This is a genomic window from Paenibacillus sp. FSL F4-0125 (genome assembly GCF_038008565.1).
GTDB lineage: Bacteria > Bacillota > Bacilli > Paenibacillales > Paenibacillaceae > Paenibacillus_AQ.
The window spans coordinates 3,282,925-3,296,827 of record NZ_JBBOZJ010000001.1 but is presented as its reverse complement, the minus strand read 5'-3'; the positions used below and the strand labels follow the sequence as shown (position 1 = coordinate 3,296,827).

7 protein-coding genes are annotated in these 13,903 nt (G+C 44.1%); all 7 read right to left on the bottom strand.

Annotated features, from left to right (window positions below):
* Positions 1–9: 9 nt before the first annotated feature.
* Positions 10–852, bottom strand: coding sequence for an NAD-dependent epimerase/dehydratase family protein (locus NST74_RS14500; protein ID WP_341112770.1), 843 nt, complete (start codon positions 850–852; stop codon positions 10–12).
* A 42-nt stretch (positions 853–894) separates the two neighbouring features.
* Positions 895–2,118, bottom strand: a complete 1,224-nt coding sequence (locus NST74_RS14495) for an enolase C-terminal domain-like protein (protein ID WP_341112768.1) — start codon at positions 2,116–2,118, stop codon at positions 895–897.
* Between the two features lie 197 nt (positions 2,119–2,315).
* The gene (locus NST74_RS14490) at positions 2,316–8,267 is read right to left on the bottom strand and encodes a glycosyl hydrolase family 28-related protein (RefSeq protein ID WP_341112766.1); all 5,952 of its coding nucleotides are present in this window, start codon (positions 8,265–8,267) and stop codon (positions 2,316–2,318) included.
* Between the two features lie 87 nt (positions 8,268–8,354).
* The gene (locus NST74_RS14485; protein WP_341112765.1) at positions 8,355–9,914 is read right to left on the bottom strand and encodes an extracellular solute-binding protein; all 1,560 of its coding nucleotides are present in this window, start codon (positions 9,912–9,914) and stop codon (positions 8,355–8,357) included.
* Between the two features lie 53 nt (positions 9,915–9,967).
* Positions 9,968–10,852, bottom strand: coding sequence for a carbohydrate ABC transporter permease (locus tag NST74_RS14480; RefSeq protein ID WP_341112764.1), 885 nt, complete (start codon positions 10,850–10,852; stop codon positions 9,968–9,970).
* 58 nt (positions 10,853–10,910) lie between these two features.
* Complete coding sequence (locus tag NST74_RS14475; protein WP_341112761.1) at positions 10,911–11,837, bottom strand: ABC transporter permease; 927 nt, start codon at positions 11,835–11,837, stop codon at positions 10,911–10,913.
* 211 nt (positions 11,838–12,048) lie between these two features.
* A complete protein-coding gene (locus tag NST74_RS14470) occupies positions 12,049–13,854 on the bottom strand; it encodes a cache domain-containing sensor histidine kinase (protein WP_341112759.1) in 1,806 nt (601 codons plus the stop codon).
* Between the last annotated feature and the right edge of the window lie 49 nt (positions 13,855–13,903).

Genomic DNA, 13,903 nt, shown 5'->3' with positions numbered 1-13,903 from the left:
TGATAGATGCTATTCTAATTCTGCATTTGACCAAGAGAACTTAGGTTTCCAAGACAGGAGTTTTTTTGCTAATGCATTACTAACAATGGCCTCTGTATTTAGGAATGGCTTACGCAAGTCTCCTACTTCAGGGTAAAAACTTCTCAGCAGCTCTTCCGTATTTCGGTCACTTAATGTATCATCTCCAGTTATGTTCAGGTGGATGGCTCCATTAAGTTCAGCATGAAGAGCAGCAATACAAGCAGTCACTGCATCCCGAATATCAATATAACTCCATAAAATATGTTTGAATGTCTCCGGCTTAGCTATCGCTAAATGTCGATAATCTCCCGGACCAGTAATCATCGAGAATCGAAGAGAGGTCACCTGCATTCCGTTTCTCCGGTTAAACATTTCGGCAGTCAGTTCATTGACAACCTTGGAGAGACCATAACATTCTTGCGGTAGCTGTGGATGATCTTCGTCTACCGGAAAATAGTGCGGTGAGAATGGTTGTGGAGCCCAAGCAAATCCATAAGAGGACTCACTTGAGCCCATTACTACTTTTCGAATCCCTAATAGGGAAGCTGCCTCCAGCACATGATACCCTGCCACCGTATTATTTGCGTAAATATAAGAGTGCGGATAATGAATCGGAGCGGGTATCGCTGCCAAATGTACGATAGCATCTACGCCTTCAAGCGATCCCACCACTTGTCCAAAATCATTTAGATCAACCTTGATCTGTTTACAACGGATTCGATCTGACAGATGATTATCTAATGACACGACATCATAATTCTGCTCTTGGAGCATCCCAATTACTTGAGAGCCGAGTTTGCCCCCTCCACCAGTAACAGCAATGGTCTTCATTTCAAATACCTCCTTTATCTGCGGTTATTTTCTTGCAGTAATCTAAGGGCGCACTAATGTTCCGTCCGCTTTGCGGTCCAGAGGATAAGGCCGATGATATAGACTAGAATTCCATTGTTCACTGAGAAGAGATTTAGCCTGCACTTCATCGATATCAATACCAAGTCCAGGTTTATCGGAGGGGTACAGATATCCACCTTGTCTGATGATATGTCCTGGAAAAGCTTCTAACTCCTTCTCCACGAAATGATTGATTTCCTGAATACCGAAGTTCCAGACCGCCATATCCAGATGTACTGCAGCTGCCTGGTTAACTGGATCATTTTCTCCACCTTCTTGCCAAGCTGTGCGGACACCGTAGATTTCACCCAGTGCAGCTATTTTACGACATGCACTAATGCCACCGGCCTTAGAGACCCGAACCCGAATAAAATCAATCAGTTTCTCCTGCATAAGCCCTGTCCATTCCTGCGGGTTCACAAATAACTCACCCACAGCCTGCGGTGTTGCACTTTGCTGCCGAAGCTGACGGTACCAACCAATCTGTTCCGGTGCTATTGCATCCTCTAAGTAAAAAAGCCCGTAAGGCTCTAGACGTTTGGAGAGTTGAATCGCATGTATAGGCGAGAGGTGCTCATGAACATCATGAGTGAACTGAATGCCGGATCCAAATTCCACACGAAGCTTCTCGAACATGTCAGGAATGGTATTCAGATAAGCATGCTCATCAAATACAGGACCACTACACCAAGGGTGTACAGGTAGCTTCGCTTCCTTGCCGCTAACAAAACCGCCCCCTCCGTATCCTCCCATCTGGACGCGGATCACGGTGTAACCTTCTTCTATGAATTTATAGACATCTTCCTTGAGTTCTGTGATATCAGTACCACCAGCATGGCCATAACAAGGGACCGCCGAACGGCAGGCACCGCCCAGTAGCTGATAGACTGGCAAGCCCGCTTCTTTACCTTTGATATCCCACAAGGCCATATCAATACCACCAATTGCTGTATTTAGAATCGAACCATTTCTCCAATATCCACTCATATGCATGAGGTGCCAGAGGTCTTCAATATTGGCCGGATCGCGTCCCTTCAACAGTGGAGCAAGCAATTGTTCAACTACTTGAACTACAGCCTCAGGATTGTACAGATCAGAGGCAGAACCAATTCCATACAAACCGTCCTGATCCGTCATTACTTTTACAATGGTCCAGCTTCCATCGTGTCTGGTGCGGATGCATTTTACGCCTGTTATTTTTGTCATGATTTCACCATCCCCTTATGTGTCGCTTTTATTTTAATGCAATCCTCAACACTTCCAAACGGGACGTTATTAAACTTTCCATCCCATTTCTATCCTCTTACTGGTTGTAGTAAGGTATAGAGCAAAAAAAGACATCCTAGACTGCCGTTAAACGACAGCTTGGGACGCCTTTTATTGATCAAAAGTCCTTATGAAAGTCACTTCAACTTATAAATCCGATACAGAAGAACTGCAGTCTCCGCACGTGTTAGCTTGCCGTCTGGATTCAGAATGGCGCCACTGCCTTGCAGGAACCCCGCTTCTACCAGACCACTCATGCTAGTACGAGCATAGCCGGAAATACGGCTCTCATCTTTGAAGTCGCTTAGCTTGATTTCTCCTGCACGCACTAGAGGTAGCTCTTTGATCTTCAAGGCGCGGGCAATGAAGACTGCCGCATCTTCCCGACTAATAATTGCATCTGGCAGAAATCTGTCTGTCCCGACTCCAGTGGCAATCCCTAGTGCTTTGGCTGTTTCAATTGCTTCGGCATAGTAAGCGCTTTGCTCCACATCACTGAAAGGCGCTACTTGTGAAGCGCTTAGACCCAATGTGTCCACAAGTAGCTTCACAAAGTCAGCCCGTTTAATAGGTGCGCCCGGATTAAAGGCTGTGCTTGAAACGCCTTGAATGATCCCTTTAGCAGCCAGTTGTTCTATAGCATCCTGTGCCCAAGGTACGCTCCCTAAATCTGCGAAGATTCGGGCGCTCAATGAAACTGCATATTGGCCTGTATCCTGCACCTTGAAAACAACGACACCGTCGTTATATTTTGCACTGGATATAGCCTTAGTCTTCATATCTCGGAGGATTTGTAAGATACCAACATCAGTAGCTTTAGTAACATCGCTTGCAGGTAGTTTATAGGGAATCACTAATGTTAGTAAGGAATTCTTATCACTCCAAGAAAGTGTTTTCCCTCCTGATAAGATTGACAACTCAACCGCTGGAAGATTACCTAGCTTATCTTGTATTTCTTTACTCCATTTCGAGCGGTCTGCATCTCGCAGATAGAAAGTGACTGTAGAATCAAGCTCTTTGCTAATAGACGCCAGCAGGTTGCCAGGCAAGTAAAGTGAACCTGTTGGCAGTACAAGCTCGAGTGTTTGATTTGCCAAACCACTCGCTACGAATGATGAAGGCAGTTCAATACCGTACCCTGTAGCACCATTAACTGCTGTTACCTGAACGGACACCTGTTTTACTCCATTCTTGTCCGTTCTTGCTTGAGCGAATGCACTGGTAAGCTCTTCTACTGTTATCAGAGACTTAGCCGTATGCGATAGAGAATCAAGTACCGGTAATGTCTTTACCTCCACTACCCCATCAGCTCTAGAAGAGATAGTAACGCTGCTGCTAGTCTTAGGGGTAGCTGCTGGAACTGGTGCTGGCGTATTTCTTCCTGGACTTGGCGTTGGCTTCTCGGGATCTGGATTAACCGGTGCAACGATAGCTGCCAATCTCGCAGTCAAAGCCGTCTTCACCGCCCCTTCAGGTAACAGACTTACAAAATTAGCTGCAGCATCTTGCCGTGTAACATCTTTATGAAGCTCGGCTTGAGCGACTTGTGCCGTGGCAGATTGTGAAAGTAGCTCTAAATAATCTTGATTCAGCAGGATCAGTTCACCATACAGTGTAGCATCCTTACTGGAGCCAATCCCTTGATTGTATTCCATAAAGCCTGAACGTCCTGCTCCATCATTCTCATTGATTAATACCGTAAAACCTATTACATCAGATGATGAGAATGTATAACCTGATTTATGCAGTTCGCTAAACGGAAGCGTCAATTTATAGGTCGTTCGATGATTAGTTTCGTCGCGAGTGATATCCGCTTGAACATTATTCAGAGCTCCAGTCTGCACTCCCTCTGGTGCTCTCCATCTCCATTTGCTGACATTGCCTTGGTTGTTTAAGGCAAACCCTAGCTCACTCACATTTTTGCTGGCTGAACCGTCCTTCTTGGACAGATCTATACCAAGCTGTACACTATCACCTTGCCAAATATCGCCGCCATTCCAGCTCTGTGTATGCACATCATCCTGAACATCAATGGTTGTGTACAAATTCTGTGCATCCCAATTTACTTTAGCCCCAGCACTAAGATCGTCTGTGCCTTTCCATTGCCCACCGACACTGGAATATTGGTCGATACTCGACAAAGTAATGGTCGGAGCAACCGCCAATTCCACTCCATGCAACTCAGCAAAGGACTGTGCTAATCGGACGGAGGTAGTGTAAGTATAGCCATCATCTAACGTAACACGGTATTTCAGTGTATCACTCGATAAGAAGGGTAGAGCAATATCCAACGACTGCCCTAGCGCAATTTCTTTGAAACGAACAGGCTTGAACTTGCCCGCATAAATGGCGGGCTGTAACAATTCAATACGTCCACTCAGCGCCTGCACACTTGTCAAGTTAGTCACGGTAAGTACGCTGTTTGCTTTTTCCGGTTCGTCGGCATGAAATGGGGTTCTCTTAAGACCCAGTGCTACCGGGACCAAATTGGTGCCAGACACTTTATTTACAGCTTCGTTCACAAACTGCATGCCGCCCTTAAAGATGTTGTTCGAAATCACCAGTTTATCAATATCAGGTCCAGCATAGACATGAGTGGTACGTGGCTGCTGTAAGTAGGAGTTATACAGCGCAGTATCCCCGCCTAGAGCATTAATTCCCCGCTCTCCAACAGTTGTAAAGTTAGCTTGCTGAATTCGAACCTTTCCAGCGTGAACATCGATCGATCGAGTTGTATCTCCCCACATAGATGTGTTGAATAGCGTTACCTTGGAATCGAAGTCTTCTCCTACGACTACATAAACTTTATCGGAGGTGCTCATGGATACGAGCTCGGTATTAATTAGAGACAGCCCTGCAGGTCCTGCACTCTCAATCACCGCCCCTTTCTTACTTCCGTCTGTTCCGTGACCGATTACAATGGCTTCAGGACCAGAACCATTCTGCTCCTCGAAATGTATACCGTACATGGACCCATACACAAATGTATTAAAGATGGTCTCCTGCTTCACATGTCCTACGCGAAAAGCATCCAGATTATCCTTCTGGTAGTTCCACACCTTCTCGAAGTCAGCATCATTTGCCGGATGATTCGGGTAATTATTTCTTCCATAATAATGAGGATTGAATTGAACATTGCGAACCATGCCACCCTCTGCACCGCCACCGATGTATATCCCTTCTTTTAAAGGTGAACCTGCAACATAATCAATATAATGTCCACTGGTGTCATAGCTGCCAAAGTCGATGCCTTGATAAGAATTGATTAAAGTAGTATTGATAGCGTATACGCCATGACCTTTTCCTTGAATCGTCCAAGAATAAGGCTTCACAGTATTCCAATTCTGCTGATCATAGTATACTGACAAGCCTCTGACCCCGGAAGAAGCCTCAAGTGTAATCAGTGGTGTACCTTCCGGAGCATTCTCACCATAATTGGTGAATAGTACTGTTCCACCACCAATTGTATGGTGAGGCACATCCCAAGATCCCCGCAGCTCAACACCACTTGGTACCGTAATTGCCGAATTCACACGGTAGATCCCAGCTGGTAAATATACAGTGCCTCCTCCAGCTAGCTTCGCATCATTTAACGCCTGCTGTAGAATAGACGAAACGTCGCTTTGCCCGCTTTTATTTGCTCCATAAGGCTGATCTGTAACATTGAATAATTTCTCAGTTGTAGGTTTTGGTTGTTGAGTCAAATCAAGAGAAGCCACCTCGGGCAACGTCTCCAGATTGTATTTCTCATCCTTATGAATATTCAGCTCAGCAGCATCGCTTTCATCTTGTACCTGTAACTCGCCTTGATACCCGGAATTGATTGAATTCACTTCCGACGCAGTTCCTTGTAATAAAACATGGTTTGTCGGTTTGGCAAAAGTGGATTGACCAAGGATAAGTGAACCGGCCTTTGCTGTGATCGCATATCCGCCAGATTGGTCATCCCAATTCTCAAAATTGCTGTTCTCGAAAGAAAGTACACCTGTCCCTTCATTAAGAACCGCTTGATGGGGATTTCCACCTACGGTTACTTTATTAAATTGGACGATGGATCTAAAGCCGGATGTAGTGTGGATAGCTACCGGATTCTCTCCCGCATCCGCCTTGAAGCTGCTATCAGAGATCAGCAAGCCATAATCATTAACACCTTCAATTTTGAGAGCTGTCTCACTGTTCTCAATATTGATTTTATAGAGCTGCGCATTTGCAGTTTCTAAGCTGCCTGTTCGAGTCGTCATTCGAAGACCTCTCTTGAAGCCGGATAAGAAAACATCTGACATGTATTCCCAGTCCGAGCGCCCCATAACAATCCCCTCGGCATGAGTAACAAGATACTCTGTCAGCACATTCTTCTGAGGAGCTCCAGCTAGCCCTGAGCCTGACCAGTAATCAGGAGCTAGACGAAGATGCTCTATACGTCCGATATCCGTCGTGAAATCGAGGAAAATCCCTGTATTTAAAACCGTGCCATATACATTTTTAATGAAATGAAGCTCATTCCAGATCGGTCCGATTTTGATCCCCTTATAAGCATTCACTAACGTCACATTCTGAATCGTTGCACTATCGCCAGAAAGCTGCTCAAACGTCCATGGATATACAATCGGCGTTATAGCTGATTGTTCTGGGTACCAAACCGATAGATTGGTTACTCCACTGGAAGGAGATAGCTGAATGAAGCTAGGCGCTTCTTCATCTCCCTTACCGCCGTAAGCGTCAAGAATGGTCCCTTTCACTTCCTTGTTAACATCATCAGGGCTTATCCAATCTCCGCGAAGCGTAACTCCAGTAGGAACAATTAGATTCCCGTTAATTCTGTAATGTCCCTCTGGAGCAAAAACAACGCCCCCTCCACGATTGCCCGCTGCATTTAATGCATCTTGAAAAGCCTGCGTATCATTTTTTATACCATCACCTTTAGCACCAAAATCCTTCACATTACTGTCCGCAATCACAACATCCTGTGTTGTGTAATTAGTGGGATATACTTTAGTCTGTGCATCTACAGCAGTTCTCAGTGTTTTGTTAATGGTCACCGAAGAGAGATAGAGCTCAGGATTATTGGCCGGAGCCCCTGCTCCACTTACGCCAATTCGAAAGTCCGCACCATTCGTACCATTCGCAAAATTAGCATCGCTTAATTTGAAGGTATACGTCTTCCAACTGTTCGTATTCTTGTAAGTGTACAATGGAGCATCTTTGAATGGTGCTGATTCCGTATCATACTGCAGCACCATGCTTCCGTTACCGCGATCATAATATTCTACCGTAACGAATACATCTTGCGTTTTGTTCTGAAATAAATAGTCATTATCTACATTAAAATAGAAATAAAGAATATTCTGCCCCGGATCACTTACGCTCACGGACTGATTGGTCCGCCAATAATCTTTACCGTCCAGAATACCCGATTGTAATCCCGTTGCAGGTCCATCCCCTGGTGATGCCGTAATTCCGTCTGATACAACTTGATTCCCCAGCTTGATACTTACGGCATTTTGTGTATCCGCTTTCAACTTCTTGGTAATCGTGATTGAAGCAACCTTTAAATCCTTATTAACAGCATCAATCCCTCCACCCTCGACGCTAAGCCGCATATCCGCATTGTTGGTACCGTTCGCGAAGCGGACATCTTTTAAGGTGAATGTTTTACTTTTCCAAGTCTTAGCGTCGCCATACTGAAACACTTCTCCATCCTTAAACGCTGAAGACTGTGCATCGTACTGCAGCAGGAATTTCCCACTGCCCTCATCATAATAATCAACAGTAACATCCACATCGTAATCATCACTGCTATACAAGAAATCATCATCTACATCTAGATAGATGTAACTAGTTCCTTGATCCTTAGCAGTCTCCCAATAAGTAGCCCCAGAAACTGTTCCAGTCTTCAATCCAACTGGTGAGTCTCCAGCTCTAGCAATAAGACCATCCTCTGTAGGTATTTCTCCAAAGCTGATATGCACGGCATCTGAAGCTGCCTTCGCTGTGCTTAGCGGAAATTGAATACAAGATACAAAGAGTAGAATTGCCAGTATCCGCGATAGCTGTACTTTAAGCTGTGAGCAGGATTGATGTGTACGCAAGTAACGCACCTCCAAGGATTTTATTTATTATTTCCTTAAAAAAGGGGAAGCCAGCCTATTACGGCGGCTTCCCCTTTGCCGTGAACCTTATTTTTTGGCAGCAAGATAAGCGTCTATTTGCTTCTGAGTTTCGGAAATAATTTTGTCTAGTCCGTTTTTCTTTTGAGTCTCTACATAATCGCTAACTGCTTTGTTAACATCCTTCACCATCCCGTATTCAATCGGTCTGCTGATCTCATCGGTGGCTTGATCGCGTTTAGCTAATTCATTCTTCATAGCATCTTCGGCAATAAACAGACCATCAATCGGTGAATTCACATTGTAAGATTGATTTGCGAAATCGGCTTCCTTCACCCAGAAATCTTTAGCATAGGTTGTAGTTGGACGCATGAATTGTGGTTTCCAGAACGCCCATTGTCCACCCCACTCCATGTAATTACTTGTAGATGACTGCATACCTTCTGGGTAATCTGCAGCTTCACCATTAAGGACATAGGTTTTGCCCTCAATACCGTATTGCAACAGATCATACAGCGTATGGTCAGTCTCTACCATATCGAGGAAACGCAGAACCCGGTCTGGGTGCTTGGAGTTTACATTGATCGCTACTACGTTAGCAAGTGCTGTACGGTTAACATATTTCTTGTCAGGGTACATGAGTGACATTCCTTGTTTGTAAGAAGCATCGGAGAACCCTGGATCTGCATACGCCCATTCGTGCGATGTTACGGTAAAGAGCAGTTTACCGTTTCTCCACTGATCTTCCGCACCTTCTTTATCAATCATGGCATCTCTGTTGATCAGTTTATCGTCATACCATTTCTTCGCCAGAAGAGAAGCTTCGAGGAAGAACGGCTGTTGTTCAACCGCTTGAATCTTAATACTTGGATCATTTAAATAGAAACCCAGACCATGGAAGTTGAGATCCACCCATTCATCGCGGATAAAATATAAGGATAACGGTGTAGTGCGGGACAGCTTCTCGTTCGGATAAGCCTTTTTCAGCTCACGAAGCAGATTGTCGACATCTTCAATCGTTTTAATGGAATCTGGTGCGATGTTAATGCCTGCTTTCTCGGCCAGATCGGAACGCCATCCTGCAAATTTACGTTCATTCATTTTCATTGTCCATGGAAGCCCTACGATTTGTCCGTTAACAGTTGCTGCTCCTAAAGTTCCTTGTTCTAGATATTTCTTCTCGAGATTAGGTGCATACTTAGGCAGCAAATCATTCAAAGCCATGTAAGAACCTTTAGCAGCCATTTGCTTATAGGAGAGCCAATCTCCATCAAAGTTCATATCCCAGTTATCCCCGGATGCGGCCATAACGAGCATCTTTTCCTTAAAGTCGCCAAAAGGAATGAAATTCACTGAGAACTTAACGTTTAGGCCTTTAGATTTCACGTAATCGCTGATCTTGGACCAAACCTCGTCTGTTGCTGCTTTTTTATCCCCGCCAAAATAGAATTTGAGCGTAACCTCATCTTCACCTTTTGCGGTTTCAGTGTTAGAACCCGTGTTGTCTTTACTTTGATTCCCTTCATTGGACGAAGTATTTCCGCCACCCGAGCTACATGCAGACATAATCAGTCCAAGCAATAACATTGCTATCAGGACGATCTGAAATCTACCCATGCGTTTGCGCATCCTAATCTCCCCTTATACCTTTAATTTATACTATACGACATAAGTCGACATAGTTAACCTTTAACTGCCCCAACCATCAGACCTTTAACAAAATAACGCTGCAGGAATGGATACAAGAAGATAATAGGTCCAATTGTTATAACTGTTAGCGCCATTTTGATAGACTCGGAAGGAATCTGCGCAGAAATCCGCTGCATAGCAGCCGCATTTCCGGAATTCTTCAAGAAATCGACATTAGAGATCAATGTACGTAATAGCAGTTGCAGCGGTTGAAGCTCTTGCTTATCTACGAACATTAATCCGAGGAACCAGTCATTCCAATACCCAAGAGCTACGAAAAGACCAACGGTCGCTAGAACCGGTAGAGCAAGTGGCATGATCAACCTGGAATAGATCCGGAATTCACCCGCACCGTCCATTTTTGCTGATTCATGCAAATCCTCTGGAATAGAAAGCATAAAGTTCCGAATAAGGAACATATTGAAGGCATTGCCCAGCGAAGGAAGAATTAGCGCCCAGATCGTATCTTTCAAGTGCAGGTATCTGACGATCACGATATACCATGGAACCAATCCCCCGCTAAAGAGCATAGTGATAATGACAAAGATAGAAAGAATATTCCGATATTTAAAAGAGCGTCTTGCCATAACATAAGCACCCATGCTCGTCAAGAATAACGATAAAATCGTTCCGACAATGGTAACGAATGTACTAACCCCATAGGCCTCAAAAATACGATTAGAGCCAAGAAGCAAGATGCGATATGAGTCAAAAGTTATCGTCTTCGGCCATAAAGAGTAGCCGTACTGCATAATATCTTTTTCTGTGCTCAGGGAGCCTGAGATCACCATTAAGAATGGAAACAGACATGCTAGGCTGAAAAGGCCGATGACCAGAGCGATAAAAAATTGGCTGAGCGAAAATTTTCTTGCTGACATCGTGTGGGATGACCTCCTTATAGTAGTTAAATGAGAGTATGCTTTAGAAAACTGACCTTTAGAATATCGCTGAGTCTTTATCGATCTTCCGTGCTGCATAGTTGCTGCTAAGCACTAAGAAGAAAGCAACAAAGGACTGTAGGAACCCCGCAGCGGAAGCCATCCCAATATCACCCGATTTTCGCAAGCTCCGATAGACGAAAGTGTCAATAACATCAGTGGTCGGGAAGAGTAGTGAAGCATCACCTACCATGGCATAGAACATTCCGAAATCTGCATTCATAATTCTTCCAACCGCTAACAAGGTTAGGATAATAATCGTTGGACGTAGCATCGGTATACTAATGTATCTGATTTGCTGCCATCTCGACGCTCCGTCTATAGAAGCAGCTTCATAATAGGAACTGTCAATAGAGGTTAACGCGGCCAGATATATAATTGTGCCATAGCCGGTGATCTTCCAACGGGCAGCAATGGTTAAGATCGCCGGCCATAGTTCATCCCGACTGTAGAAGTCAACCGGTTGTAGATGTAGGTACTCCAGGAAGCGATTAATCGCTCCATTCTCATAGTTCATCAGATTATAAGCGAATACGCCTACGACAATCCAGGAGATAAAGAACGGTAAAAAGGTTAAGGATTGCGTAATTCTTTTGAAATACTTATTGCGCATTTCATTCAGCAGTAGCGCAAACCCAACTTCAAAAACTAGCCCTACTGCTATGAAAAGAGCATTCAAAAGAATCGTGTTTCGAATGGCTCGAAAAGCCACAGGTGATGAAAATACATAATCAAAGTTGCTGAACAGCGGGTCCATCCAATCACTTCCAAAAATCCCTTTGGAGAAATCAAAATTCTTGAAGGCGATTACAAGACCCGCCAGCGGCAGATAGTTAAAGAGCAGGAACAGTACCCCAACGGGTAAGAACATGAGCAGTAAGGTGCGATTTTTGTAAAGTTCCTTGAACACTCCATTTAGTTTCATATCGATTTCCCTTTCGCTGTTTGGATAAGTTAATTGTAAAAGAGTGGATATGCACTTACTATGAGTCAATCTTGCACTTTGTTGTTTCATTTTTATCCTGATCCTGATCCTCAAGATAAGCTAATAACTGTTTGAAAATAAAAGTAGCGATTCTCCGAGACGGAAGAATCGCTACTTTATAAGATTTGTACTGTTGGATTAGATAAGACTACTATCGAATCTCATCTGTCTTGGATAATTCTTCGTCCACTTTCATAGGATGACGCAATAAAATGCGTGTACCTCCTCCTGCACCGATCTGAATTTGGAGCTTATACTCATTCCCAAAATACAGCCTCAGACGGTCATTCACATTTCTTAACCCCACTCCCCGCCGGGTTGCTGTATACATTTCCTCCTCTGGGTGCTCATGATCCAGTTCGTCAATGATACTTTGTGGAATGCCTTTACCATTATCCGCAATCTCGATGATCATGTCCTCATCTTCACAGCTAGCAGAAATAATGATCTTCCCCTTCTCAAAATCACTCCGAACACTATGTTGGATCGCATTCTCTACTAAAGGCTGTAGCAAGAGTCGAAGGAAGGGGTAATCTAGCAACTCTTCATCTATGGAATATAGAATTCGGATAGTTTTGCCCATTCGAGCCTGTTCAATAAGCACATAGGCTTTTACTTGCTCTATCTCACGCCGTAGCGTAGTGATCTCTTTCCCTTGATTCAGACTCAGCCGAAGTAAATTTCCCAATGCAGATACCATTTCGCTGATGTCACTACGCCCGTGGTTTTCTGCCTTCCAACGAATAGATTCAAGTGTATTATAGAGAAAATGTGGGTTGATCTGGTGGCTGAGCACTTGAAATTCCAATGCCTTCTTTTTTCGCTCGGATCGCCAAGCTTCCTGAATCAGCACGTCAATTCGTTTGACAAGGCTACCGACGCCCCGATACAACCAACCCACTTCATCATTTCTTGGCGAAGTCAACGCTTCGGTTTGGAAATCCCCCTCCTCCATTCTCCGCATAAGTCTTACTAAACGGGCGATAGGTTGGGTGAAATACACCGTAATGTAAAACACGACGGCGAAACAGCAAACAAGATAAATGAACAGGAAAATGATCAACAAGCGAGTCATGTCATCACTCGTTCCGGTCAGTTCCTTCAATAACGTCAGACTAACAATCGCCCAAGGCTCACTGTCCAAGCTGACATATGTAGTAAGATACTTATGCCCGTCAATCTTGATCGTTTGTGAGCCCTCCGGATTTTTTTGAAGATGGGAAACGAACGAATTCGAAGGGAATCGGCTGCCTGCCCATTCATTAGAAGAAGAATCATAATAAACGGTTCCATCACGATTCATGAGTAACAGTTTCTGATTTTTCAATTGCTCAGTGGGTGAGAAGTAGCGCTTCAAATGATCCTCTGAGACTTCTGTAACGACCATACCTCGGGGCTTTCGGTCATAGAGACCTGAAAAGCGCTTGATATACCCTAGCAGAGGGCGACCGTATTTGCCCTGCTTTGGCATAAACAACTCCCACATTGGACCTACAGTTTCTTGAGAACGCTTAAACCAATCCTCTGAGGTAATATCTACTGCTTCTCCCAATGTATTCATATAAGAAGGATAAAGCGAAGGATTCATAGGATAAACCCGTACTCGGAAAGCGTCGATTTGTGGAGTGGCCTGATAGAGTACAGTAAGTAGATTTACCGTGAACTCCTCTTCTTCAACAGAATTGGCGGGTGGATCAATTAGTAGATCTTGCACACGTTTGTTACCGATTAGAGTATTGACCTGATCATTAAGTGTATTTAGATAAATCTCAAAATTTTTAGTTGCTTGCTGGAGGTAGCTCAGTGAAATCTTCGTATTCGTATTCGTGATGCCCTCAATTGATTTGATATGTGCAAAGTAAGCAAAAATTAAAAACGGCACAATAATGATCATAAAAAACACCAATATTATACGGTTTCTTAACGATGCACCCAGACGCAGAGTGAAACGATTCATAACATTACTCCCCTTCACAGCATATCGACAATAATCACCGCAAAAATTT